This window comes from Streptomyces sp. NPDC051218 (assembly GCF_044455475.1).
Classification (GTDB): domain Bacteria; phylum Actinomycetota; class Actinomycetes; order Streptomycetales; family Streptomycetaceae; genus Streptomyces.
Genome location: NZ_JBITEU010000003.1, coordinates 271,411 through 297,574 on the forward strand (window position 1 = coordinate 271,411; position 26,164 = coordinate 297,574).

At 72.9% G+C, this 26,164-nt stretch carries 17 protein-coding genes; 11 read left to right on the plus strand and 6 right to left on the minus strand.

Features of this window, described 5'->3' with window-relative positions:
• Window positions 1-23: 23 nt before the first annotated feature.
• From ACIBCK_RS12260 to phsA, 3 genes are all read right to left on the minus strand, one after another.
• Window positions 24-1,172 carry a M24 family metallopeptidase gene (locus tag ACIBCK_RS12260; RefSeq protein ID WP_399389341.1) on the minus strand — a complete coding sequence of 383 codons (1,149 nt, stop codon included), beginning with the start codon at window positions 1,170-1,172 and terminating at the stop codon, window positions 24-26.
• Window positions 1,173-1,386: 214 nt separating this feature from the next.
• Window positions 1,387-1,863 (minus strand): PDZ domain-containing protein, encoded by a 477-nt coding sequence (locus ACIBCK_RS12265; protein WP_399389342.1) that lies wholly within the window; start codon window positions 1,861-1,863, stop codon window positions 1,387-1,389.
• A gap of 420 nt (window positions 1,864-2,283) precedes the next feature.
• The gene (gene phsA, locus ACIBCK_RS12270; protein ID WP_399389344.1) at window positions 2,284-4,191 is read right to left on the minus strand and encodes an O-aminophenol oxidase PhsA; all 1,908 of its coding nucleotides are present in this window, start codon (window positions 4,189-4,191) and stop codon (window positions 2,284-2,286) included.
• Window positions 4,192-4,444: 253 nt separating this feature from the next.
• Between phsA and ACIBCK_RS12275 the strand changes: the two genes are divergently transcribed.
• The 11 genes from ACIBCK_RS12275 (at window position 4,445) to ACIBCK_RS12325 (ending at window position 23,137) form a co-directional block, all read left to right on the plus strand.
• On the plus strand, window positions 4,445-5,665 hold the full coding sequence (locus tag ACIBCK_RS12275; protein ID WP_399389346.1) for a hypothetical protein: 1,221 nt from the start codon (window positions 4,445-4,447) through the stop codon (window positions 5,663-5,665).
• A gap of 110 nt (window positions 5,666-5,775) precedes the next feature.
• Window positions 5,776-6,258, plus strand: coding sequence for a hypothetical protein (locus ACIBCK_RS12280; protein WP_399389348.1), 483 nt, complete (start codon window positions 5,776-5,778; stop codon window positions 6,256-6,258).
• Window positions 6,259-6,283: 25 nt separating this feature from the next.
• On the plus strand, window positions 6,284-8,383 hold the full coding sequence (locus ACIBCK_RS12285) for a tetratricopeptide repeat protein (protein ID WP_399389349.1): 2,100 nt from the start codon (window positions 6,284-6,286) through the stop codon (window positions 8,381-8,383).
• Between the two features lie 10 nt (window positions 8,384-8,393).
• Complete coding sequence (locus tag ACIBCK_RS12290) at window positions 8,394-14,183, plus strand: CHAT domain-containing protein (RefSeq protein WP_399389351.1); 5,790 nt, start codon at window positions 8,394-8,396, stop codon at window positions 14,181-14,183.
• Entirely contained in the window at window positions 14,180-14,560 is a 381-nt protein-coding gene (locus tag ACIBCK_RS12295) for a hypothetical protein (RefSeq protein WP_399389353.1), read from the plus strand. The genes ACIBCK_RS12290 and ACIBCK_RS12295 overlap by 4 nt, the downstream gene beginning before the upstream one ends.
• Window positions 14,561-14,573: 13 nt before the next feature.
• A complete protein-coding gene (locus tag ACIBCK_RS12300; protein ID WP_399389355.1) occupies window positions 14,574-15,032 on the plus strand; it encodes a nucleotide exchange factor GrpE in 459 nt (152 codons plus the stop codon).
• Window positions 15,029-17,170, plus strand: a complete 2,142-nt coding sequence (locus tag ACIBCK_RS12305) for an Hsp70 family protein (protein ID WP_399389357.1) — start codon at window positions 15,029-15,031, stop codon at window positions 17,168-17,170. Before ACIBCK_RS12300 ends, ACIBCK_RS12305 begins: the two co-directional genes overlap by 4 nt.
• Window positions 17,167-19,014, plus strand: a complete 1,848-nt coding sequence (locus ACIBCK_RS12310) for an Hsp70 family protein (RefSeq protein ID WP_399389359.1) — start codon at window positions 17,167-17,169, stop codon at window positions 19,012-19,014. The genes ACIBCK_RS12305 and ACIBCK_RS12310 overlap by 4 nt, the downstream gene beginning before the upstream one ends.
• Window positions 19,011-20,501: a hypothetical protein gene (locus ACIBCK_RS12315; protein WP_399389361.1), complete on the plus strand. Its 1,491-nt coding sequence runs from the start codon at window positions 19,011-19,013 to the stop codon at window positions 20,499-20,501. Before ACIBCK_RS12310 ends, ACIBCK_RS12315 begins: the two co-directional genes overlap by 4 nt.
• Window positions 20,498-20,977, plus strand: coding sequence for a hypothetical protein (locus ACIBCK_RS12320; protein WP_399389363.1), 480 nt, complete (start codon window positions 20,498-20,500; stop codon window positions 20,975-20,977). The genes ACIBCK_RS12315 and ACIBCK_RS12320 overlap by 4 nt, the downstream gene beginning before the upstream one ends.
• A gap of 3 nt (window positions 20,978-20,980) precedes the next feature.
• Window positions 20,981-23,137, plus strand: coding sequence for a hypothetical protein (locus tag ACIBCK_RS12325; protein ID WP_399389365.1), 2,157 nt, complete (start codon window positions 20,981-20,983; stop codon window positions 23,135-23,137).
• Here the strand turns inward: ACIBCK_RS12325 and ACIBCK_RS12330 are convergent.
• Genes ACIBCK_RS12330 through ACIBCK_RS12340 form a run of 3 tightly spaced genes read right to left on the minus strand, consistent with a single transcriptional unit; the run spans window position 23,134 to window position 26,017 of the window.
• A complete protein-coding gene (locus ACIBCK_RS12330) occupies window positions 23,134-24,483 on the minus strand; it encodes a serine/threonine-protein kinase (RefSeq protein WP_367045824.1) in 1,350 nt (449 codons plus the stop codon). The genes ACIBCK_RS12325 and ACIBCK_RS12330 overlap by 4 nt on opposite strands.
• Entirely contained in the window at window positions 24,477-25,361 is an 885-nt protein-coding gene (locus ACIBCK_RS12335) for a PP2C family serine/threonine-protein phosphatase (RefSeq protein ID WP_399389367.1), read from the minus strand. The genes ACIBCK_RS12330 and ACIBCK_RS12335 overlap by 7 nt, the downstream gene beginning before the upstream one ends.
• Window positions 25,358-26,017 (minus strand): tellurium resistance protein, encoded by a 660-nt coding sequence (locus ACIBCK_RS12340; RefSeq protein WP_399389776.1) that lies wholly within the window; start codon window positions 26,015-26,017, stop codon window positions 25,358-25,360. Before ACIBCK_RS12340 ends, ACIBCK_RS12335 begins: the two co-directional genes overlap by 4 nt.
• Window positions 26,018-26,164 lie beyond the last annotated feature (147 nt).

Consider the following 26,164-nt stretch of genomic DNA (forward strand, 5'->3'; position numbering starts at 1 on the left):
TTACCGGGCCTGCGGGGGGGCGGTCAGTTGACGATCGCCAGCTCGCGCGGCGTGGAGTTGAGGCGCCGTACGCCGTCGTCGGTGACCGTCACTATGTCCTCGATGCGCACGCCGAAGCGGCCCGGCAGATAGATGCCGGGCTCCACGGAGAAGCACATGCCGGGCACGAGTGGCAGTTCCTCGCCCTCGATCATGTAGGGCGGCTCGTGGGTGGTGACGCCGATGCCGTGCCCGGTGCGGTGGATGAACTGCTCGCCGTACCCGGCATCGGCGATCACCGCCCGCGCCGCCCTGTCGACGTCCTGGCAGGCGGCGCCGGGCCGCACCGCGCGGCAGCCCGCCTCCTGCGCCTCGCGCACGATGTCGTGGACGCGCTGCTCCTCGGCCCCCGGCTCGCCCACGTGCACCGTGCGCGAGGTGTCGGAGCCGTAGCCGTGCAGCAGGCCCCCGAAGTCCAGGACGACCATGTCGCCGTGTTCGATGACGCGCGCGCTCGCCTCGTGGTGCGGGTTGGCGCCGTTCGGTCCCGAGCCGACGACGGTGAAGTCGACCTGGGAGTGCCCGAACCGCCGCAGCAGGTCGGCGAGATCGGCGGCGATGTCCGTCTCCTTGCGGCCCGCGAAGGGGACCTTCTTGATTTCTTCGTACGCGGAGTCCGCGGCGGCGCCCGCGGCAGCGAGGCGCTCCAGCTCGGCGGCGTCCTTGACGGCGCGCAGCATGGGGAGGGCCTCGGTGAGGGACACGTAGGAGGTGTTCGGCAGCTCCTTCTGGAAGCCGAGGAGATGCATGGCCCAGGAGTTGTCACTGATCCCGAAGCGGCCGTCGACGTCCAGGAGCGGCGCGGTCGCCGCATAGGGGTCCTTGCCGTCGGTCCAGTCCCGCAAGGAGAGCGCCCTCGCGCCCGCGGCCAGTTCCGCGTCCGGGGCCTCCAGGGTGGGCACGACGAGCACCGGCTCCTGACCCGCGGTGAGCACGAGGACGGTGAGGCGCTCGGTGTCGGCGGTCGGCCGGTAGCCGGTGAGCCAGACCATGTCGGGGCCGGGCGCGACCAGCAGTCCGGCGAGCCCCGCGTCCGCCGCGTCGGCCGCGGCGCGGTCCATGCGGGCCTTGTAGTCGTCGGCGGTGAAGGGCGCGGGGGTACCGGTTATGCCGGTCGCGGGGGTGCCGGTCATGGGGGCCTCCAGGGCTGCTCGCTTCGGCGTGCACGGCGGTTCGGCGGGACGGCGGTACCGCGCGGTACCGGTGGTGCCGATCCTGCCCCTGCCCCGACGCGTGCGCGAGCCGATTTGCGGCGGCCCCCGTCACGTCATGTCACGCCGTGCCACCTCGCCGCACGCCGCCTCGCTGCGGGCCACCTCGCAGCACGCCACCTCGCCGCACGCCGCCTCATGTCACGAAGCCCGGCGTCACCGACAGCAGCTGCCGCCCTCCGCTCGCGTGGCGGACGGTCACAGTGACGTTCCTCCCCGGCGCGGCTGCGGCGACCGCGGCCGCCAGGGCCTTGGCCGAGGTGACGCGGGTTTTGCCGAGGGCGAGCAGTACGTCACCGCGTACGAGACCGGCGGTATAGCCCGGACCCGGACTGTGCACGCCGACGAGCAGGGCCCCCGCGCCCTTGGGGGCGTCGACGGCCTCCACGCCGAGCGTGGGGCGCGCGGCGGTCCGCTCCCCCGCCTTGTCGGCCTCCTTCCGCGGCGGCTTCGGCGGGGTGGCGGGCTTGGACGCCGTACCCGGAGCGACAGGGGCACCGGGCACCGCAGGGCCGCCCGGCGGTGCCTGCGCGCCCTTGCCCTTGGCATCGCCCTGCGCCTGCCCCTGAGCCTGCTTCTGCGCCTGCTTCTGCATGTCGGCGAGCTTGCTCATGCCTATGACGGTGGCGCTGACGGTGCCAAGACCCACCCCCGTCAGCACGAGGACAGCCGAGAAGAGCAGCCCGAAGAGCAGGGTGACCAGCCGCCGTCCGCGCCGCCGCGCGGCGTGCGGACGGTGGCCGGATCTGGGACCGGCCCCGGACCCGGGGCTGGAGCCTGACCCGGCCCCGGGGCCAGGGCCGCCTCTGTGGCTCGCCCCGGGTGTCCGCCCGGCGCGGGCCTTTCGCCCGATGCCGAACCTCCGCCCGGCGCCGAATCTGCCGTACTCGCCGCCCGGCCCCGATTCCTGTCCGGGCATCGGCTTGGGACGCAACGCAGTCTGTTCCATGGGCTCGCCTCCGGCCACAGAACTACCCGGCGTCACCCGGCGCGACGATTCACGAAAGAGTGACGTCCAGGTGTGCGGTATCCGTCAGCCCGTGTGACCTCCCTCGTGGCCGCCGTGACCCGCCCCGTGGTCGAACTTCAGGGCCTCCTTCGGCATGACGACGAAGGGCCGCATCATGCCCATGTCCTCGTGTTCCAGGAGGTGGCAGTGGTACATGAAACGGCCGTACGCGCCGTCGAACTTGCCCATCACCCGCAGGAGTTGACCCCCCGGGACCAGGAAGACGTCCTTCCAGCCCCGCTCGTTCGGGGCGAGGGGGATCTCCTTCTTCGGGTCGAAGGCGACCGGCGCGAGGGTGCCGCCCACGGTGACGTCGAAGCCCGAGACGTCGTACGCGTCGCGGCCGAGGAGCTGGAAGTCGGCCAGGTGGATGTGCATGGGGTGGGTGACCGGTGGGTTCACCGCGAGGTTCAGGAAGCTCCACTGTTCGTGGCTGCCCTCGGCGATCGTGAAGCCGAGGCCGTCGTTGAAGGTGCGGGCGGTCCGGCGGTAGGTCTTCGTCTTCCCGTCGGCGCCCCGCAGCTGGATGACGCCCTCGGTCGGGACCCGGATGTCGCCCGCGTCCTTGACCTCCGTCATCTCCCAGATCTCCGGATGTCCTCCGCCGCCCTTCGTGGCGGGCGGCGTCAGGACGATCAGGCGGTGGCCGTGCTCGACGTCATGGCTCAGCGGGCGGAACGAGCCCGAGAGGATCTCCGGGAGTGCGAAGGAGTCCTCGACCTCGGCGTCCCGCACCCGGAACTCCATGACCTGCGGATAGCTCACGCCGTTCGCCGGGTCGGGCACCCCGGGGGCCTGGCCGGGGCCCTTGTTCACCAGACGCAGCCGCGTGCCCGCGAGGGCACGGAAGTCGATCAGGAGGTCCATGCGCTCGGCCGGCGCGACGGTGAGCGTGGGCAGCTCCTCGTCGAAGTCGACCGGCACGGGACGCGGCAACAGGCCGCCGTCACTGCCGATCTGGTGCATCACACCCTGCACGGGGTTGTTCTCCTCGTCGACGAGGACGAGATCGTAGATACGGGCGTTCGACGCGTTCACCAGGCGGAAACGGTGCCAGGCCGCGTCGACGTCCGCGTACGGCCAGATGCGGCCGTTCACCGTGCTGTACGGGCCCGTGAAGGGGAGCGAGACCGGCTTGCCCGTCTCGGGATTCTCGGCCTGGACGATGACGGTCTTGTGCAGCAGGCGGCCGTTCAGGCGCCCGTCCTCGTCCGTGTCCAGGTTACGGTCGGCGAGCAGCAGCGGGATCTCCCGCTCCCCGCAGGGGAGATGGAGCGCGTCCTCTTCGTCGTCCCGCACCAGATACGTGCCGTACAGCCCCGCCTGGACGTTCCAGCGGGTGATGTTCATGGCGTGGTCGTGATACCACCACTGCACCGCCTGGTGGTCGTTCGGGTACTCGGAGAGTTGTGCGTCGCCGGGGCCCACGGCGTTGTCCGCCCATCCGTCGTTGCCCCCGCCGGTCTGCGCGCCGTGCAGGTGCGTCACCGACCAGGGCGGCAGCGCGGCCACGTCCTTGTTCGGCTCGACTCCCGCGCGCCCCGGCAGGGTGGCGGGGCTCGGGACGGCCTGCGGCACTTCTACTGAAGTGACCGGATACTCGGCGCCGTTCGGGATGCGGTTGGTCCACGCGATGCGGACGCGCCTGCCGCGCCGCACCTCGATCGTCGGCCCCGGCACACATCCGCCGTACCCCCACATCAGGGTCGGCGGCAGCTGCGGGTGCAGGCGGATCCAGGCCGGGCGCAGCGCGACCTCGGTCTCCGCGGGCACATCGGTCTCGTCGCGTACGTCGACGGAGTCCGGCCGCAGGACCGGCGGCACCGGCAGCGGCGTGACGTACGGCGTCAGCTCCGCCGTCAGTTCCCCCGTCGGCGTCTCCGCCGGGCGCTCCGTGAGGCTCTCCGTGATGCGCTCAATGATGTCGGTCAAGATGAACACCCCCGTGTTGATCAATGCACACGCAATGCGCCTCAGCCCTGGGGCCGAATGCCCCGAATTCCCCTGCTCTGAGGCCGGTTGAACGGCCCGGTCAGTGGCCGCCCCCTCACATGAGAAGACTCCCGGCACCCCCGACACAGTTCCGCGAATCCCCCATTCCGCAGTAAAAGTATCGGAAAGCGTATAGGGAATTGGGGAGTCCTGTTGTGGGTCTGCTGTCAGTGACCGCTGTTACTTTCGAAGCATGACCGAACGTGCACTCCGCCTGCTGCGACAGGATCCACGTCTGGCCGAGCTGGCCGCGTTCCCTTTCGCATTCGACCTGTCCCGCGCGGACCACGTCGAAGAGGTTCGCCTGGCCTCGGGCGGCCCGCTGGAACCGATCGCGGGGGACGATTCGGGGGGCACGTATTTCGTGTGCGGGGACGGTTCCGTGCTGTACGCCGATTCCGAGGGGTCCGCCGGGGCCATCGGGGACAGCGTGGACGAAGCCCTGGAAATCCTCGTCGGGCTGCCCGGCTGGCAGGACTACGTGGGCCTTTCGCCGACCGACGGGGGGGCACGGATACTCGCCGAGATCGCCGACACGGAAGGCGACTTCCGCGAGGACTGCGTGCCCGATCTCGACGAGCGCCGCACCGAGCTGCGCGGCGCGCTCGGGCTCCCCGAGCGCTCCCCCGTGCAGCTGGTCGCGCGCCTGCACGCGGCGCTCCTGCGCACAGAACCGGACCACCTCCTCCTCAACGCCGTCGAGCACCGGGCGTACAGGCGTCTCGACTCCCACCCCCGCCCGCCCCTGTGGGAACAGGTGCTCGCCAAAGGGCGCACCGACCTGGCCCTGCTGCGGACGGGTGACCGCGCGGTCCGGGACGGCGTGGCGGGAAACCGCGGGCGCAGGTTGGCGGTGCTCCGCGCCGCGCAGTACGACCGGCGGAACACGGACCACACCCTCCTGCGCCACCTCCTCAAACACGAGGCGGACGCCTCCATGTCCGACGAACTGCGGCTCGCCGTCGTCCTCGTGGGACTCCAGTGCCTGCCCGATGACCTGCCGCTGCTGCGCGAGGTGCATGAGACGGCGTACGACACCTGGTGCGGCCTGGGCGGGCTTCCGGAGGAGGCCGGTGAAGTCCGGGAGTGGGCGCGCTCGTTCGATGATTCCAACTATGGGGTGGACCCGGACGACGAACCGGAATGCACCTGGCTGGAGCTGGCGCGGGAGCAGGGGATGGTGGAGCAGGCCCGCGCCTACCTGATCCGCGCGCTCGACGCCACCGGACCCAGCAGGCCCCAACTAGCGTTTCTCCGCGAGGAGTTCGTGCTCCTCGGTGACTACACCCAGGCGATACGAGCACAGCGGATGCTCCATGCGCTGCAGGACACCGACCGGGGCCGTGCCACCGCCGACGCGCTGCTGGCCGAGCTGGAGCGGAAGGCGGTGGAAGCCGCGGCGGCGGAATCGTAGGTTTCCCCGCCCCGGCGCGGTGGGCGCCTCTAGGCTGCGGGACGGAGATCAGCTTCCACGTCAGCGACGAGACCAGGCACGACACCAGCCGCCCGGGAAGGACCGCCCACATGACCGACGCCCCGCTGCCCGCGGAGCTACTCCTCGACCGGGACGCCCCCGACGACCTGCGGCGGGATCTGGTCTCCGCCCTGGAAGGCCTGGGCGTCCACACGGCCCGGGTGCGCCGCGCGGTCGATCACCGGGGCGCGGCGGAGATCCCCTGGATCATGCTGGCGTCCCTGCCACTGCAAGCGTTCCTGAGCGGTCTTGGCGCGGAGGCGGTGAAGGACTCGTACACGGCGCTGAAGGATGTCGTACGCAGGTCGGCGCGCACGACGGACCCCGCGGCCCCTGCCACTTCCGCCCCTCGCCCCCTGGTGCTCCAGGACCGGCGTACGGGACTGCGGGTGGTCCTGGAGCCTGGCCTGCCGGGCGAGGCGTACGACCAGCTCCTCGGCCTCGACCTGGCTGACTTCCGCGAGGGCCCGCTGCACTACGACAGGGAACAGGGCCGTTGGCGCTCCGAACTGGACGAGGCGGCTGCCGGCTGATCCGCCGGGGATCGGGGGTGGTGAGGTGGGGCCGCAGAGGGACCGGAGCGGCGCGGAACAGGCCTGCGCGAGGGCCGAGTCGAACCTGGCGCGCCGCTCTTTCGAAGCCGCCGAGCGGGACTTCCTGGCTGCGCTTGCCCTGACCGAGGGCGGGGCGGGGGACGACGAGGCTCTCCGGGCGCGGGCCGATGTGGTCCTCCGGGCGCGGGCCGATGTCGGCCTCGGGCGAATTCGCCTCGCGGCGGGCGACTTCGAGCAGGGGGCCACGCATTTCCGCCGGGCGCACGAGTCAGAGCCCGACGCGTCCCATCCCCTGCACTGGCTGGGATGCGCGGCGGCCCACATGGAGGCGTACGAATCGGCGGATGAGTACTTCACCTCGGCGCTGGCCCGCCCGAAGCCGCACCCCCGAGCGCGCATCCAACGGGCCTATGCGCGGGCTCGGTTGAGGCGGTACGAGGAGGCGCTGACCGACCTGCGCGCGGCAAGGGAAGAGGACGCGCTGGACGCGGACGGCCGCTGGGTCGTGGCGGCGCTGTCGGGCGCGGGAGCGACTGAGGGCCTTGGCCTGCTGCTGCGCAAGGCGGCGTTGGGGGTGCTGGGCGGGCAGGGGGATGCGGAGGGGGTTGAGTGGGGTGGCGGTCTGGAGGGGCCAAGGTTTGGGCGGGCCGCTCGGTTGATTGAGAGGGCCCTGTCGTTGGGCGGCGCTGTTGAGGGTGCGTTCGTGCCGTTGTATGCCGTCGTCCTTGTTCATGGTGGGCGGCGTGACGCCGCCGTTGAGCTATTGGTGGATGCCACTCGGCGGCGACCCGCCGACTACCGGATCACCCACACCCTGGGTCTCGCTCTGCTCAACTCGGGCGGAATGGGCGGCCAGGGGTGGGAGCAGTGTGTCGCCGCCTGGGGTGCGCTTCTGCACGACGACTCCTTCTGGGAGCACCGGCGCGGCGCGGCCGAGGCACGGTTCGGCGTACCCGTGGAGGACGGGCTCGACGCGGGGCTCCGGGCCGATCTGCGGGAGCTGCTCGAGCGGCGGCTGCCGGAGAGTGTCACCGGTGGCCGTGTGCCGACCGGCGCGCTGCTTCAGCGGGAGGCCGACGCCGCCAGGATTCTGGCTGGGGCGGGCGGGTTCCCAGCGGCCGGGCATCACGAGGCCTCTCTGCTGGGCGGTCCGTTACGTATCACTGCGCTCGGCCTCGTCGACGAATTCGGCGCCTTCGCCGCGAGCGCGAGCACCAGCGCATCCACGGCCGCGCGCACCCAATTGGCCTTCGCCTTCTCCGAACTTGGCTTCGCTCAGCTCCTCCTGAAGCAGGACAAGCCCGCCGATGCCCTCGCCGCGCTCACCGAACTGCGCTGCCCCGACTGCCGCGAGCGCACCGTCGCCGCCGCCATCTGCGAACCGGACTGCCCCCGCTTCGACGAGCTGAACCCCGCCTATGCCGGGCACCCCGACAAGCACCGCCGCCTCACCCGCGACGCCCGCGCCCTGGCGCTGCGGGCCCGGATCGACCTGGGGCGCCTCGAACTCCTCGCGGCGCGACCCGACTTCGACGCGGCAGCGGCCTCGTGGCGGCGGGCCCTGGTGCACAGCCGGGAGATGGACCGTTACCGCGAGACCCAGGTGACCGTCGTCGACCTCGCGCTCGGCGCGGCGCGGGCGGCGCATCGCGCGGGAGATCCGACCCGGGCCGTGAAGACGCTGGAGGCGGTCCGCTCCATCACCGGCGCCAATGAACGAGGCAGGCTGGAGGGGCAGTTGGCGCGGCTGCTCGCCGACCGGGGCATCTCCGCGGTCAATCGGGACGGCACCCTCCTCGACGGACCCACGGCAGACCTGAGACGCTCCGTCGCCTTCAACCCGCATCTGCTGCGCGCGCAGGTCAGCCTCGGTGTCGTACTGCGCGGGCTCGCGGCGCGGCGGTGGCGTTCGGGGAGCGTGTCCGGGGCCAGGGCGGCCCTGCGGGAAGCACTGGACCGGATCGACGCCGCGCTCGTCCACTTCCCCGAGGATCCCGAGCTGACCGAGCAGCGCGACGCCGCCCTGGCCGACCTGGGCCGTGTCGGGTCAGAGCGGCAAGAAGCGGTGCCGCAAGAGGCCGCGCGGCCAGAGAGCGGGAGGTGACGGCGGCCGAATGCTCGCCTACGAGGAACTCCGCATCCGTATACGCCCCATCGGCACGTCCCGCTACCTGGTCACGGCGAACGGCCCCGCGACCGCCGCCGAAGTGATCGCGGTGAACGGTGAGCCCGCGGCGTTCCGTGACCAGTGGGACCAGTTGATCTCCGCCGAGCTCGGCCTCGCCCCCATGGGCGAGCAGCACACCGTGGCGCAGCTTCGGGGCCTTGGGCGCGGTGTCTTCCGGCTGCTCTTCGGGGAGCGGGGCCCAGGGCCCGGTCCCGGGCCCGACCCGGAGGGCGTCGGCGCCTGCGTCGGTCTGGCGCTGGAGCGGGCCCAGCGGATGCGGCCCGCGCGCGGGCTGCGGATCCGGTTCGACGTGCCGGAGGAACTGCGCGACCTCCCCTTCGAGACGCTGTGCGCGCCGCCGGGGCAACCGCAGCAGTCGCTCGCCCTCAACCACGGCTACTCGCTGGTGCGTTCGCTGCCCGGTGGCCCACTGGGCCAGCGGCTCCCCGAGCCCGCGGACGAGCCGAGCCTGATCCGGCTGCTCGTGGCCTGCGCGTCACCCGTCGACGCGGGCCTTCGGCCTCTGCGCCCCGACACCGAAGTGGCAGCGCTGCGCCAGGAGTTGCCCGAGGTCGCCGTGCAGACCACCGTGCTCGAACGTGCGACGCGCAAGAGCCTGGAGATGGCCCTCGGCGCGCACTCCCCTCTGCCCACCGCGCTGCTGCTGATCGCGCACGGGGCGTACGACCATGAACTCGGCAAGGGTGTGGTGGCCCTGGAGACCGAGGGCGGCGGCGTCGACCGCGTGCCCGCCGATCTTCTCAGCGGGATCCTCCTCAAGGCGCCGGGTCTGCGCCTCGTCGTGCTCAACCTCTGCTCCGGCGCGGACAGTTCACTCGCGGAGCCCTTCTCCGGGCTCGCCCAGGCGCTGATCGGCGGGGGTGTTCCCGCCGTGGTGGCGATGCGGGGGCGGGTGAGTGACGTGTCGGCGGGGCAGTTCAGCCCGGAGCTGTTCAAGGGACTCGCGGCGAACCGCACCATCGACGAGGCCATGGGCGCCGCGCGCCGCCGCATCTCGCATCTGCCGGGCCACACGGCGGTGGAGTGGGCGACGCCCGCGCTGTTCCTGCACGAGTCGTGCCGTCAGGGCTGGCTGTTCAAGGCGCGTGAGGTGCGGGACGACGGGGGCGCCGTCGCCGATCCGCTGCGTGAAGGGGCGGACGCGCTGCTGGCATTCCAACGGCCCGTCGGGCACGTCGAGTCGACGGTCCTGATCGGCGCGGCGCGGTTCCAGCGCGACCTGGGGCAGTGGGCGCAGGTGCAGCGGATACTGCGGGCCGAGACCCGCCAGTTCGAGGACGAACAGCGGCGGCTGCGTGCGGAGGCGGCGTTCGAGCTCGCCTGGGTGGAGCTGGAGAAGCTGTGCGCGCTGCTGGCCGCGGAGCGTGACGCGGACGCGGAGGCGGTCACCGAGCGGTTCGAGGCCTTCCGTGGCGCGCTGCCCGGCCCCCCGCCGGCCTGCCTCACCGCGGAGGTGGAGCGCCTGCGGCACCTCAGCGGGCTGTCGGAACAGGCGTGTGCCGCCGAGGGGTCCGGCGACTGGGCCGAGGCGGTGGCGCGGTACGAGGAGCTGCTCTCCGCGCACCCCGCGGGCCTCAGGGACACGGCAGCCCGCCTCGCCGCGGCCCGCGACGAACTCCACGTGTCGGAGGCCTTCGGCGCCGCCGAGCGGTCCCGCCACCGCTCGGACTGGGCGCCCGCCGCGGTCACGTACGCCGATGTCCTCGCCCTGCGGCCCGACCACCTCGGCGCCGCGGCGGGCGCGGCCTACGTGCGCGGGCGGGTCGCGCAGGACGCCGGGGAGTGGAGCGGGGCGGAGTCCGGGTACGCGGCGTGCGGAGGGCTCGAGGACTCCACGGCTCGGGCGGCGTACGTACGGGGGCGTGCTGCTGCGGAGGCGGAGGAGTGGGGGGCGGCGAGGGCGGCGTTCGGGGAGGCGCGGGCGTTCGCGGAGGCGGGGGCGGGGTGCGCGGAGGCGGGGGATGAAACCCCCGGCCTCGACCTCGCCCGCTGGTACGCCTACGCAAGCGGTCGTGCCGCCGAGAGGGAAGGTGCCTGGGCCGACGCCGTAGTGGGGTTCGCCGGTGCCGATGGATTCCTGGATGGGAGTGTGCGGCTGCTGTACGCGCGGGGGCGCTGTGCCGCGGACCGTGAGGCCTGGGCGGAGGCGATGGCCGACCTGGAAGCCGCTGCAGCCCAAGGGTGGGACGCGGAGCCGTGGTTGAGCGGGTTGCGGGAGCGGGTGTACCAGCACGCGCTGGAGTCGGCGGCCACCGGCGACTGGCCCGAAGCACTGGTGAACCTCGGCCTGCTGCCCCCGGAGCACCGGGATGTGCGGCCGCGCAAGTACTATGTCCAGGGCCAGTTGGCGGCTTCCGGCGGTGACTGGTCGAAGTCTGCGCAGGCGTTCGCGGAGTGCGTCGCCGCGGGGCCGGCCGAGGCGGGCAGCGGGCTCGACGACGCGGAGGCGCTGGGGACCTACGCGCAGGGCCGCCGCTGCCAGGACGAGGCGCGCTGGCAGGACGCGCTGGACTGCTTCGCCCGGCTGTCGTCGGACCTCCTCGACGTGCCCGACCGCCTCCTGTACGCACGCGGCCGGGTCGCCGACGCCCGCGCCGAATGGTCCGGCGTGATCGACGGCTTCGGCCGGCTGCCCGACACGTACGCCCACGGCGATGTGCGCGACCGCCGCCGCTACGCGCGCGCCCGCGTCGCCGCCGCACTGCGCGGCGACTGGAACGCGGTCCTGAGCCTGCTGGCCGACGTCCCCGACACGGGCCGCACCGGCACGGTCGGCGCCCTGCGCCGCAAGGCCGAGGGCCGCCTGGCCGAGGCAAGGGGCGACTGGGCGGGGGCCTGCGAGATCTACGCCCGGGGGCTCCCCGCAGGGGAACCCGAAGCGAGCACCGACGACACCCCCCGCCGGGAGCCCCTCCCCTGCCCCACCGAGGCTGCCGAGGCTGCCGAGGGGGCGAACACGGCCTCCCCGGACAGCGAGCCCGACCCCCACCAAGAACCCCGCAACCTCCACCTCTACGCTCTCGCCCGCACCCACGAGCTCAGCGGCGACTGGGCCGATGCGCTCCTCAGCTACGAGGCGCTGCCCGGCAGTTGGGAAGATGTCGTGGTGCGGCGGCGGTACACGCGGGCTCGGATTGATGAGGCGGGCGCGGCCAGTGCGTCGCAGTGGCGTGATGTCGTGGGTGCCTACGGTGCCCTGGGCACCGAGGCCGCAGGCTTTGAGGATGCCGTCGTCCGGCGGAGGTACGCCCAGGTGCGGCTCGCCGAGACCGAGGGGGACTGGGGGCGGGTGCAGGAGGAGGCCGCCTCACTCGGGGAGTACCGTGACGCCGCCGCGCTCGGTGCCTACGCGCGCGGGCGTCTAGCCGACGCCCACCAGGAGTGGCAGCAGGCCGCCGACGCCTTCCAGCAGTGTGCGGGGCACCGGGACGCCGAGGCCCATCTCGCCTACGCACAGGGGCGGTTACTCGAAGCGGGCGGGCGGTGGAGCGACGCCGTCGCCGCGTACGAGCGGGCCGGTGAGGGCCTCGACCGGGCCGACGCACGCTGCCGCAGGCTCCGACGGCTGCTCGAACTGCTGCCGTGGGCCGACGGCCTCACCAGCGCCCCGCTCGTCGCCGATCCCTTCGCGTCCAGCGACCCGACGTACCCCTACTTCGCACTGCGCGACGCCGGCGTCGACCCCGGCGCCACCATGGACGTGGTCAACGACGCCTCGTACACACTGCTCGAACGCGGCGGCATGACGTGGTCCGAGCGCGTCGCCTGGGACCGGCTGCGACTTCCGGCGCGGCGGCTCCAACTGGACGCACTCCTGTACCGGTGGCACTCCCCCGACGCACTGCGCGACGCGATGGCCGGACTCTCACCGGACGACGGGGCAGGGTCCGGGGCGGGCTCCGGGACGGGGGCCGGCGCCGGGCTCATCGGTGACCTGTGCGAACGCTTTCCCCGCGACGCGCCCCTCCTGCTGCTGCTCGCCCGGGACCGGGAAGCGGCCGCCGCCGAATGGGAGCGGCGGCTCGCGGCGGCTCCGGGCGACATGGCCGTCGTCCATGGACTCGCCGCCGCCCGGCTCTGGCAGGCGCAGGAGCTGGAGCAGAGCGGGGCCTGGGAGCACGCCGTCACCGCCTGGGAGTCCGCGCTGGCCTACTGGGCGACGCTCCTGAGCGACGACGAGTACTGGGACGGCTGGCGCGCCGAGCGCGCCGCCTGCTACGGACGGGATCTGCCGGGCGAGGACATGGCCCAGCTGCGGCTCGAACTGAGCCAGCACCTCTTCGGGCAGCTGTCCGCGTGCGAACAGCGGCACACCGAGCAGGAGCGTCCCGAACAGGCCGCCGCCTACGAGGAGTTGGCTGCCCTCCTGGAGGCCGAACTCGGCGCGGCCCGCGTCCTGAAGGACCTGGGTGGCCTGCGCGACGTAGCCGGCACCGGATCCGCCCCCCTCGCCTGCGGCCCGCGCTACCTGCGCCTGCTCCACCTGGAGGCGCCGCTCGGCGCACTCGCCGCCACCCTGGACACGGCGGCCGAGCTAGGAAAGGACCCCGGGGCCTATGCGGCGCGCGAACTGCGGTGGGCCTTCTCGGAGTTGGCGCAGAGCTTCGCCCTCTCCGAAGTCCACAAGTTCGAGCCCGCCCTGCGTGCGCTGCCCGCCTTCGCCACCCTCACCACGCTCCCGGAGGACTGCGCGGGCCCGGCATCGGCCCCCGCTCCCGCCGCGCACATCGAGGCGTGCGCGCACTGCCGGGACTTCCTGCGCCGCAACCCCGCGTACGTACAACTTCCCGAGCGGAGGACCAAGTTGCTCCAGGACGGCGTCGAGCTGGCCGTGCGGGTGCGCCTGGCCCTCTCCCGTACCGCCCTCGCCGACGGCGCGGGCGGCCTCGACCGCGCACTCGACGAGTGGGCCGAGCTCGTGCGCGTGTCCCGGCGGGCCGGTATGCAGGCGCGCAGCAAGAAGGCCGTGGTCACCGCCGTGCTCGGCCGCGTCGAGGCCCTGGTCGACCGTGGTGGCGCACAGCGCGGTGACTGCCTGGACGAGGCCGTCACGCTCGTCGAGGCGGTACCGCCTGTCCTGCATCCGCTCGAACGTGACCTGGTGGATCAACTGCAGGCGAAACTGTCGGCGTTGCTGTCCATGCGTGGCGTGTGGCGCGGCTATACGCGGACCAAGTACGGCATGCGCTCCGACGCCTACGGGGCCGAGGCCGACCTGCGCCGCGCCCTTGCCCTCAATCCGGCGTCCAGCCACGCCCGGGACAATCTGGCGCGCGCCCTGGTCTTCACCCTCGACGCGCACACGCACACGATTCCGGGCCGCCTGGAGATCCTCCACGAAGCGCTCGGCCTCCTGGACGTGGGTCTCGGGCAGGCCCTGACGCACGGCTACCGGGAGACCCTCGGCGAGGCCCTCGACGAGCTGGAGCGGCTCCTCGCCCAGGACCTCGGGGTGGAAGGACTGCGGGAGCTGATGCGCAGCGACAGCGAGGAGGACCCGCCGGATGAAAATCAACTGGGCGCCTGGGCCGCCCTGTTGACGGACCGAGCCGAGGAATCCCTCGGCCGCGGCGACATCCGGCGCGCCCTGCACCACCTGATCCGCGCCACCCGCGCCGACCCGACGAACAGCCGTATCCGGCGGGCCCTGCTCGACGCGGTGCGGCGGCGGTTCGACGGCCTCATCGACAGCGCGGCAGAGGGAGACGAACAGTGATCAAGGACCCCGCGACGAGCTGGGACGGCGGCCCGTACCCCTACGACGCGCTCGCCGAGGTGGGCGTCACCCCCGGTATGCCGCACGCCGGCCTTCAGGACGTTTCTTTCGAGCTGCTCGCGCGGCGCCTGATGACACCGGCCACTCAGCAGGCCTGGGAGGAGCTGCGCGTCGTACGCCGCCGGATGCTGGCCGAACTGCTTCTGTACGACGTTGACTTGACCGCGGAGCTACCGGCGGCGGACGCGGTGCTCGACGCCGCACTCGGCGCCGCGTTCGCCGTGCGGGAGCCTCTCGGGCGCGAGGATCCGCCCCCACAGCCGCTCCCGGATGGCATCACGCACCTCCTCGACACCCTCATCACCTTCGACATCTGAGGAACCGCCTTCGATGAGTACGCAGGACCCGTCCCCCGCGGCGACGGCCACCGCCGCCCGCCTCGCCTACGAGAACTCGTTGGCCATCGCCGCGCGGGACGCCGCCCACCGGGCACTGACCGAGCAGCTCCTTCTCGTGCTCGCCGACACTCTGGACTCCTTCGACCGGCTGCTCGCCGACGGGAGGGCGGGCGACCCGGAGTCGTACCGAAGAAGCCTGGAACTGATCGCGCGCCAGCTGGAAACAGCCATGGCGGGTCAGGGAGTTGAGCCCGTGGGCCGCGTCGGCGAGCGCGCCGACCCCGAGACCCACCACGTCACCGAGGTCCGCGCCGCCCCGCCCGGTGCCGCCGACGACGAGGTCCTGGAGATTCTGCAGCGCGGATACCGATACCGGGGGCACGTCCTGCGCGCCGCCCGGGTGGTCGTCGCCGTCACCGGCGGCCCTGAGCAGGGAACGGAGCGTTCATGAAGGCCATCGGCATCGATCTCGGCACCACGAACAGCGCGGTCGCCGCCCACGACCCGCACCGCGCGGACATCGCGGTGCTCACCAACAGCAAGGGCGAACGGCTCACCCCGTCCGTGGTGGGCCTGGCCCGGCAGGACCGCCCGCACCAGCCGCTGGTCGGCGAGGACGCGCTGAACTGGGCGATGAGGCAGCCCAAGGACACGGTGGTGTCCGTGAAGCGCCTGATGGGACGGGACTTCGCGGACACGTCGGTGGCCGAGGCGCGCGGCAGGCTGAGTTACGAGATCGTCGCGGGGCCGGACGACGATCCGCGCGCCCACGTGCTGCTCGGCGAGAAGATCCTGACCCCCGCCGACGTATCGCGGATGATCCTGGAGAAGCTCGTCCAGGACGCGACGCGCACCCTGGGCGAACAGGTGACGCACGCCGTGATCACCGTGCCCGCCTACTTCCGTGACGCCCAGCGCGCCGCCACCCGTGAGGCCGCCGAGCGCGCGGGCCTGGTGGTGAAGAAGATCGTGGACGAGCCCACGGCCGCCGCGGTCGCCTTCGGCCTGCACAAGCCGGGCGGTGAGCGCAGCCGGGTCCTCGTCTACGACCTGGGCGGCGGCACCTTCGACATCTCGGTCCTGAACGCGGTCAAGGACGGGGAGGGCAACAGCCAGTTCCAGGTGCTGCGTTCGGCGGGCGACATCTGGCTCGGCGGTGACGACTTCGACCTCGCCATCGTCGAGCGGATCATCCAGTGGATGCGGGACGAGCACCAGGTCGACCCGTCGGGCGACAAGTCGTTCCTCTTCCAGGCGAAGAAGGCCGCCGAGCGCGCCAAGCGTGAGCTGAACGACCTCGACGAGACGTACATCGTGATCCCGGCGGCGTACACCGGCCGGAAGGGCGTGCTCGACGTCGAGATGACGCTCTCCCAGGGCGAGTTCAACGCGATGATCGCGCCGCTGGTTTCCCGGACGATGGACCTGGTGACGGAGACCCTCGGCCGCTACGAACTGGCGCCCGGCGACATCTCCGACGTCCTCCTGGTGGGCGGCGGCACGCTGACCAGGCCGGTGTACGAGGCGGTCGAGGGGTACTTCGGCAAGGAGAAGGTCCGCAGGAACATCAACCCTATGGAGTGTGTCGCCTTCGGCGCGGGGGTGCTCGCCGAGACCCTGGACGGCGTGGAGTGCCCGGACCCGCAGTGCGCCAAGGTCAACGACGACTCCGCGCAGACCTGCGAGGACTGCGCGGAGAGCCTGGTCAACGCCCGCCCCGTCGGTTCGACGGGCCTGTACGAGTCGACGCCCATGGCCATGGGGATCGCCGCGGTCAAGGGCTCCCAGCGCGATGTGTTCGTGGAGATCATTCCGGCCGGTTCGCCCTATCCGCTGCCCGAGCCGCGGCAGCGGACCTTCCACGCGACCGACAGCCGCCGCATCCGCGTCCCGGTCTACGAGGGCGACAGCCAGGTGGCGAGCGAGAACCACGAGCAGGGCGTGGTCGAGTTCGACCTGCCGCAGGAGATCGAGGTCAACCGGCATGTGGACGTGTCGTTCAACTACTCCGCCGACCGCATCATCACCGTACGCATCAGTGTGCGCGGCACGGACATGACCCTGGAGGCGACGCCGAACCGCGAGCGGCCGAGGACCCCGCCGCCGGAGACGGGCGCGGAGGTCGACAGCCATGTGCTGCGCGAGGAGCTGGGGTACGCCGAGCGGGAGGCGGACCACTTCCTGAAGCGGTACGGCACGTACATCGAGCCGGTGCAGGCGATGAAGGTGCGCCGTGACATCGAGCAGGCGCAGCGGGCGGCGGCGATGGGTGACAGCGGTGAGTACAAGCGGCTCACCGAGCTGCTCCTCGACGACGTGTTCCACCAGTGCGGCCTGGCCAGCCAGTTCCGGCAGGCGGAGCTGGCCTCGGAGGGCGCGCCGCCGGACACGGTGCGGCAGATCAACGAGGCGGTCGACTTCGTCAAGCAGGCCCACCGGCAGGGCAACCGGGTGCAGACGTCGCAGCAGGCCCGCAATCTCCGCAGTCTGGTGGCGGTGGCCCAGTCGGAGCGCCGGGTGCGGTCGCTGCCCGACCGGCCCGACTACGGCGGCATCCTCCAGGTCGGGGAAGACACGGTCGACGGATGAGTGCGGGGGCGGGGCGCGACTCCGTGTGCCTCGGGCTCGACTTCGGCGGCACGGGCCTGCGCGCGCTGTTCGCGGTGCCGGGGCAGCCCGCGCGCCGGCTCGACACGGCGCCCTTCGACCGGCCCGACCGGCCCGGCCTGCCCGACCTGCCCGATCCACCCGACCGGCCCGACTGGCCGTGGCTGCTGTGCGAGCCCGCCCCGGCGGGCGTCCTGCCCGTCTCCTTCCCCAGCCTCAAGAGCCGGGTCGGCGGTGGGCGGCCCGTCCTGGTGCGGGGGGCTTCGTTCCCGCCGGAGCGCCTGGTGGTGCGGAGGCTGCGGGAGCTGCGGGAGCGGCTCGAGGCCCTGACGTCGGCGACGGTCGCGCAGACCGTGATCAGCGTGCCCGTCTCCTACCGGTCGGCGCAGCGTGCGGCGCTGCGGGACGCCGCACAGGAGGCGGGCCTCGCGCCCGCGCGGCTGATCAGCGACGCGATGGCCGCGGTCGTCGGGCACTCATCGGAGCGGGACAGCGGGACCTTTCTCGTGTACGGGATGGGGTACGACGGCTTCGAACTCGGCCTGGTCCGCGGGGTGCGGGGGCACTACCGCGCGCTCGGCCTCGACGGCGCGGCCACCTCGGGCGGGCGCGCCTTCGACGGGGAGTTCCTGTCGTCGGCGGTACGTCTGCTCCGCAGGCACCGCGGGCCGAGCTCGGTGCCGGGCGTGGACCCGGAGGTGTGGCTCGCGCTGCGGGAGCGGGCGCAGGAGACGCGGGAGGCGCTGAGCACACCGGGCGGCGCGGACGCCGCCGAGCTGTCCCTGGACGTGGGGGCGGGGCCGCCGCTCGAGGTGCGGTTCACGCGGCCCCACCTGGACGCCTACCTCGCCCGGTACGTGCGGCGTACGGTCGACCGTGCGCGGTCGCTGCTCGGCCAGGCGGGGATGACTCCCGCGGACGTCGACACGCTGCTCCTGACGGGCGGCACCACCCTGATGGAGCAGATCGGCTCGGGGGTGGCCGAGCTCGGCGGGCGCCGGGTGCAGGCGCCGCCCGAGCTGCTCGCCCTGGGGGCGCTGAAGCACGCGGTGCGTCTCGCGGGCGGGGCCGCCGGGTCCACCGCGCTGGAGGAGGGCCCGCCGCAGCCCGCCGACCCGGCGGAGGACACACTGTCGGACGCGCCTGCCCTGCCGGCCACGGTGGTCGGGGGCGTCGAACAGGCCCGGGAGTTCTCGTTCTCGCCGCGCAGGGATGTGGAGCAGGCGCGGCTGCTCGTGGGACAGGGGCGCGCACAGGAGGCGGTGGCACTGCTGCGGGAGATCGTCTCGGAGGCGGGCGAGCTGCTCGACGAGCTGACGGCGGAGCCGCCGTCCGTCGTGCCCGACACCCAGACTCCGCCTCCGCCTCCGCCTCCGGTCGACCGGGTCGCGCTGCGTCAACTCGCCCGAGCGGAGAGCCTGTTGGAACTTGGCCGGTACGAGGAGGCCGTGCAGGCCTCGCACACGGCGTGGATGGGGGCGGCCACCAGGCCCGCCGGAGCCGACGTGCTCGACGCGATGATCGACGTGCACTGCGCGGCCGCGATGGCCGACACCTCGCCCGGCCACTTCGCCGACGCCGAGCGTTGGCTGCGGTGCGCGTACGGCCACGACCCGACCAGCGAACGCGTGCGCGGGCTGCTCGCGGAGCGCACCTACCGGCACGCGGTCGAAGTGCAGCGACTCGGGGGGCGCGATGAAGCGATTGAGGCCCTGGGGAAGTGCCTCACATGGAATCCTGAACATGCCGATGCCGGGGCCCTGTTGCGGCGGTTGAACCGCGACGTGCGCCACCGGCGGGGCCCGAGAACAGGGGGAAGCGTTTGACGCCCGCAGAACTGCTGGACAAGCAGAAACTCATCGACGAGTTGCAGCGTCTGGCGGCCCATCCATCACTCGCGCCCCGTTCGGCCGAACTGTCGGTGCTTGCAGCGGACTTGAAACCGGCCCACCAGCTCGACCGGTGGGCCGAGGTGGATCTCGTGGACGCCTACGTACGTCCCGAGAGTGTCCTCACGCCGCCCGCCGGGCGGGCGGGGCGCCACGACGGCCGCCTCGAAGCCGCCCTCGGGATTCTGGTGTTCATTCCGCTCCTGGTGACGTGGTTCGGGCTGCGGGAGGCGGTGCGGGCGTACGGCGACCTGAGCAAGGAGGACCCCAAGGAGTCGACGCGCCCCTTCCTCCAGCTGTGGCAGTCCGGCTTCGGCGGGCATCTGTCGCCCCTCGGCCGCTTCGAGAACGTCGCCCTGATGGCGGTGCTCCTGATCGCCCTCCTCGTCCTGCTGTCGGTGTGGCACGCACGAGTGCGGGCGCGCACGGAGCGCGAGGAGACGCAGCAACAGAGCGAGCGGGAGCGTCTCCTCGCCGAACTCGCCTCCGTCCTCACGCGTACGCAGATGGTGCTGGCCCCGCACCGCAGCGCCTCGCCCCAGCAGTTCACCTCCGAGCTCACCAAGGCGGCGGGCCAGATGCGGCAGCTCGCGTCGAAGGCGGAGACCAGCCACAAGGCACTGACCGGTACGACGACGACGGTGAGCAAATCCATCGACGCACTGAAGGCGGCGGCGGACGCGCTCACCCTCGAAGTGCCGAAGCTGGGCGTCGCGGCATCCCGCATCGAGCAGACCCTGCGCGACGGCCGGACGGCGGCGGACAAGGCGAGCACGGCGGGCGCGGACGCGGCGCGGGGCATCGCCGACCGCGTCAAGGCGGCGGGCGACACGGTCGAGGCCTCGCTGAAGTCCCTGATCGCCGCGCAGCAGTCGCTGGTCACCAAGTCGGAGTCGGTGGCCGAGGCCACCGACCGCGCGTCGCAGGCCCTGGTCGCGAGCACCGGGCGTACGGGCGACGCGGTGGACGGAATGCGTGAGGCGACGGAGCGGTGGGACGCGGCGGCGGCGCACTGGCAGGACGCGGCGGCACGGCTCGACGCACGGATCGGCGCGCTGGCGGGGTCATCGATGCCGCTGGGGGCGCCGAGCGTGCCTGCCCCGGCCGGGGCCGCGGGCAATGGGCACGGCTGGAGAGGCGGCGCGGAGATGAACGGCGGCACAGCGGGCGCCCATCCGACGGGCGTCCACACGGCGACCGGCGATCCGTGGAGCGGCCTCAGCGTCGACACTGCCGACGGGCTCGCCGCCGACGAGCAGACGGTCGACGAGCAGACGATCGACGAGCACGTCGCCGACGACAGTCTCCGCAGTGAGGCGACCCGCGCCCTGCATGCCCGCGGACGGCACATCCCCGCACCCGCCGACCCCGTCGAGCCGCCGCCGTGGCCCCCGCACCGGTCGCCCGGCGGAGGCGACGCGTGAGCCGAACGCGGCGCCGGGGGCGGATCAGCGTGGTCGTACTCGCGGGATGGCTCTTCGCCGATCTGCTCCTCGTCCTGGCCCTGGTGTCGATGGCCGACCGCCCGGACCCCCTGGCCGACCGCCCCAAGGCGTCCAAGGAGAGCCCGAAGCCCTCCCCGTCCCCCACCCCGACGGGCCCCCGCTCGGTGGAATTGCAGCCCGAGGAGTTCCGGGTCAAGGGCACGGACAAGGGTGATCTCGCCGCGCAGATCCACAAGAGCACAGGGAAGTGGGCGGGCCGTGAGGCGGCGCTCGTGCTGACGTTCGGCGGGTCCAGGAGCGGCGAGGCGTACGCGCACCGCGTCAACTCGCTTCTCAACAAGGGCCGTCCGGGGATGTTCACCAAGAAGACGGCGACGGACGACTTCCACAAACTGGGCGACCCCGTGTCGACGGCGACGGTCAGGGTGTACTTCTACACGGTGCCCGGCGGCTGATCCATGACGAACTGGCTCCCCGGCGAGCGCCCGCCGGACGACGTTTCCGGCCTCCCCCTGCCGAACCTCCCCGCCTTCCCCGCGATGCGCGGCTACGTCCAACTGCACGCGGCTATCAGGAAACTGGGCTTCCGACACGCCGCCGACGCCCTCCGCGCTCCCGCGCCGGCGAACGCGCCCGCGAGCGCCCCCGCGAGCGCTTCCGGGCAGTCGACGCAGGCACTGTTCGGCACACTGCCGAAAGCGGAGACCGACGACGGCTTCCGCATCCTCGACGGCCTGTGGTTCCCCGCCCGCGGCGGCCTGTGGCAGCGCGTCGACCTGGCGTACGTCCAGGAGTGCCGCGCCCGGTGGAACGCCTCCGCACACCCGCGCGCCCTGGACGTGGCCGCCGTCGTGGACACCCTGGAGACCGTCGTGCGCGACGACCCGATGGGCCTGCGCCGCATCGTCCTGTGGGAGCTGTGCTGCCGGCTGGTCGACAGCGCCGCGGAGGGTAAGGGCAGGGCCTCCCGCACACCTCCCGCTGCCGCGCACGCCGTCGCCCTCGGTGTGCACCGCACCGAGGCCGGACCGCTCGTGGACGCCGTCTCCGCCGTCCGTTTCCCGGCGTCCGGAGAGGCCAGGCACGCCGCCGAGACCCTCAACGACGTCTGGCCCGGCACCGGTCTTCGCGAGGCCGAACGGCTCGCGGAGCTGATCGCCCCGGCGCCCACGGATCACGTCCTGTCCGCACTGCTCGGCACGCTTCGGTCCCGGGCGGCCACGGTCGGCCAACTCTGCTGCACAGCAGATGAGTTGACGTCCAGGGGCGACTTGCGTGACGCGGCCGCCGCCTGGCTCGGCGCCCTGCGGCAGGCCCGCGACGACGTGGACGCGCGGGCCGGTCTCCTGCGCGTGGCCGCGCTCCTGGCCGACGCCCCCGCCACCTCACCGGAGTCGGAGGTGACGGCCTCCGTCGGCGAACGGACCGTACGACTCTCCTGGCGCGCCCCGAGCCGGCACGGCCGGGACACGCACACGCGCCCGGCCACCACCCCGGTGTCGTACCGCGTGCTCCGGTACCCCGACGGCGCTCCCGAACTCGCCGTCGAGGTGTCCGCCGACGACACCGCCCTCGCGCGGGCCGACCTCGATCCCCCCACCGGGCGTCCGCTGCGCTACGCCGTGTTCCCGATGCGCGGGGACCGCATCGCCGGGGTCCCGCGCGTCACCGCACAGGTACTGCTCACGCCGGACGTCACGGAGTTGCGCGTCGAAGCGGTGCCGGACGGCGTGCGGCTGCGGTGGCTGCCCGACCCTTCGGCCCTGGAGGTCAGTGTCGTGCGGAGGGCCGACGGCGACAACGGCCCCGGGCAGCGGGTGTTCTGCGAGCACGACCGGCTCCTGGACACGCCGCTCGCCGTGGGCGGCTACGTCTACGAGGTCCGGTGCGCCTACGCGGGCCCCGGCGGGCGGCTCGTCCGGTCACCGGGGCGTACGGTCACCGCCCGTGTCGAACGCTGGCCGTCGCCGGTGGAGGAGCTCTCCGTACGGCGCCTCGACGACGGCCGTGTACGTGTCGCGTGGCGTCCGCCCACGCGCGGGGATGCCCACCTGGTGCCGTGGTTCGCGCATCCCGTGCCACGGGGCGCGGACGTGTCCGAGCATGTGGGTCGTCTCGACCCGCCCGACGGCGCGCCGCCGACCTCCGTCGACGTGCTGCCGCCGCCCCGTGAGCGGCTGCGGATGACGGCCGTGAGCGTGCTCGGCGACCGCGCGGTCTCCGGACCGAACGTGGTGGTCGAACACCAGGGAGAGGTAAGGGACTTGGAGGTGCGGCGCGTGGCCGCCGACCGCGCCGAGCTGCGGTTCGCGTGGCCCGAGCCCGCCGTCCTCACCCTCATCTCCTGGGAGGACGGGCTGCGCGGCGGTGAGCGGCGCGTGGCACGCAGCCAGCACGTCTCCGGGCGGCCCGTGGTGCTCCAGGTCTCCCCGGCGGAGTGCCGGTTCACCGTGACCGCGCTGCCGAGGCCGGACGCCGTGGCCATCGGCGCGCCGTCCGCGCGGGCCGTGCTGCCCGCCGCGCCGCCACCGCTCCCGCCGCCGCCCACCCCCTGGTGGCGGACGTGGTGGCGTCGGTGGCGCACGAAGCAGCCGCCCGCGTCCTCTCGGCCCTAGCCCCGGACCTCCGCCTCGGCCCCGCCCCCGAACTCGAGCAGCAGCCCCTCGCGCAGCGCGATGGTCCGGCCCGGCTCCACGTCCCGCACGGTCCCGTCGTCCTTCCGCGCGGTCCACACGTCCTTGGTGTGGTTGGTGAGGCCGAACCTCCCCGGGTTCTGCGGGTGTGCGGTCACCTCGCCCACGACGGCCCGGAAGTCGTGCCGGTCGGGGTACTCGACGAGGTGATGGGCGTAGACCCGCGCGCTCGGGGCGAGCCTGATGCCGCGCCGGGTGCGCGAGGTCCCCGTACCGGTGACCAGTTCGAGCCGCGGCGGCAGCACCAGCGTACGACCGCATTTCCAGCAGTCGGGGGCCGCGCCGTCCGGTTGCGTGAGGTTCTGCTTGCCGCAGGAGCCGCACTGGGTGATGGCGTCGAGGACCTGGCTCAGGGCGTGGCACCACTGCGACTCGCGGACCCGCTTGACCGGTGTCCGTACCCCCTCCGTGAAGGTACGGATGAACAGGTCGCGCAGGATCGGCGGCAGCGCTCCCCAGGTGGCGACCACGGTCGGCTGCTCGTCGGGGACCGGCCGGTTGCGGGCGTCGGAGGGGTCGTAGACGAAGACGGGGTCGGTACCGTAGAGACGCCGTTTGGCGGCCTCGTCCATGCAGCGGATCTGCAGGGCCTGCGCGCCGTTGAACGGGTGGTCGTTCATGAGGAGCAGGAAGAGCAGGACGGCCAGCGAGTGCAGGTCGGTCTGGGTGCCGGGCTGCACCCCCTTGTCGCGGCGCACCAGTTCGGGTGCCATGAAGTCCATCGTCCCCGCGACCGCGGCGGACTCGCCCTCCACCACCGCGTTGTCGTTGTCGCACACCAGCACGTCCCCGGTGCGCGGGTCGAAGAAGATGTTGCCCCAGTTGATGTCGCGGTAGGCGATGCCCCTGGAGTGCAGCGATCTGTACGCCTCGACGGTGTGCAGCGCCACGGTGACCAGCGTGCGCATCGTCGCCGCCGACACCGACGGGTCGCGGCGGAACAGCGCGGGCAGATCCTGGAAGCGCGACGGGCGTACGTCCATGAGATAGCCGAAGCCCGGTTGGCTGCCCTCCGGGTCGAGGACGATCGCCGTGGGCCACAGGAAGCGGTCGTCGCTCCAGCCGCGCGCGATGAGCCCTTCGAGGATCTGCCGCTGGCGGGCGTCGGCCAGCTGCGGGTAGTACCACTTCAGCGCGCGGTCGCCCTGTGGCGTCGTCACGCGGTAGACCTCGCCCTGGCCGCCGGAGCCGAAGAGTTCGGCGACCTTCACCTTCTCCCCCGACTCGGCCACCAGGGTCTTTCCGGCGGCGAGCATGCCGTTCACCATGCGGTTCCTCTCTCGGTCTCAGCTGGTGCCGTGGCCGCGAAGGCGCCCACGAACGTGGTGTCGTCACCGGAGAACTTGGCGGCGCGCTCCAGCCAGTCCGCGAGCTGTGCCTGCACCGCGGGCACGCCCTGCTCCGCGGCGCGTTCGGTGACGCCGGTGGCGAAGTCCAGGAACCCCTGGTGGTCGGCGAAGCTCTTGGAGAGGCCGTCGGTGGACAGGAGCACGACCGGCGGCGCGCCCCCGGTGAAGGGCTGCCAGTGCGAGCGCATCTTGCGCCAGGGCTCGGGCTCGCACAGCGAGTCCGTCTCGTCCCCCATGTCGGGTCCTGTCGAGAGCGGAGTGTGCGGGGTGCCTTCCGCGTCGACGAGGACGATGTCCCCGTCGCCCAACTGCCAACAGAACAGCATGCTTTGGGTGACTACGGTGCCTATGAGCGTGCTCCCGTACACGGCGAGGTCGGGCGGCTCGTCGGCCGGGGCCGACAGGCGGCGCGCGCCGTGCGCCGGGGAGTTGCAGTCGTGCAGGAGCGCGCGCTCGCGCCAGCGGTGCGCCACCTGCTGCGGCAGCCTGCGGGCCTCGGCGCGCAGGCCGTTCCAGCCGGTCGCGTCGGCGCCCACCCGCACGGCCTCCCGCGCGAAGCCCTCCGCGCACGCGGTGAACTCCTCGACGGCCCACCGGGAGCCGAAGTCGCTGCGGAAGTGGGCGGCGGAGCCATGGCCGTCGGCGACGGTGAGCACCGCGGCGCGCCCCTCGGCCACGGAGAGCACACCGCAGCTGTCCTGGCTGTACTTCTTGCCGACCCCTTTGACCGTGGCGCTGAGCAGGGCCCAGCTGTCGGTCGCCCGCTGGGTGCCTGCCGGTGTCGAGGAGCCGCTCACCAGATGTCGTCTTCGTCGTCCTTGGTCAGCGGCGCCGGGCCGAGCGGGGACGCGGGCCTGGCGTCCTCGACCTTCGGCGTCGACGCGTCCTTGACGACGGCCGTCGACATCCAGCGGATGGCGGCGGCGAGCTGGCGGGGGTTCTTGGCCTGCAGGGGCTCCAGCTCCGGGTTGCCGAGGAACTCCTTGAGCATGCCCTTGTCCGCGTCGTCCCCGATGGCCACCGCGACCCGCACGGCGCGCTTGCCCCACGGCGTCGCGTCGATCTCCCGCAGGCCCGCGCGCCAGTCGTCGGTGGGCTGCCCGTCGGATGCGAGCGCGAGGACCGGGGGCAGCGCCCGCTGCGGCATCGGCGGTGTCTGCAGCGCGCCCGCCGCGAGCTTGAACGCGGCGCCCATGTCGGTGCCGCCGTACGTGTGCACGTCCTCCCAGGAGAACCGGTCCACCGGGGTCGGCTCACCCACGTGCCAACTCGCGCCGCTGGCGAAGGAGATGGCGCGCACGAGCAGCGAGGCGGCCGGGTTGGACTCGGCGGCCTGCTGCATCTCGGGGATGGCCTCGCGGATGGCGAAGTTCAGTTCGCCGATCTTGCCGTTCACGCCCATGGAGCCCGAGCAGTCGAGCATCCAGATGAAGTGCACGGGGCGGTTGGCCATGCTTCCGCCGGGGAAATTGTCGGCGGCGGCTTGCGCCTCGACGGTCACACTGGTGTCGCTGGTCTTCCTCACGCTGGTCCTCTCGCGCGTCGTCTGTGGAGCGGGGGCTGGTCGTCTGTGGAAGAGGTGTCAGGAGGTGGGGCCTTG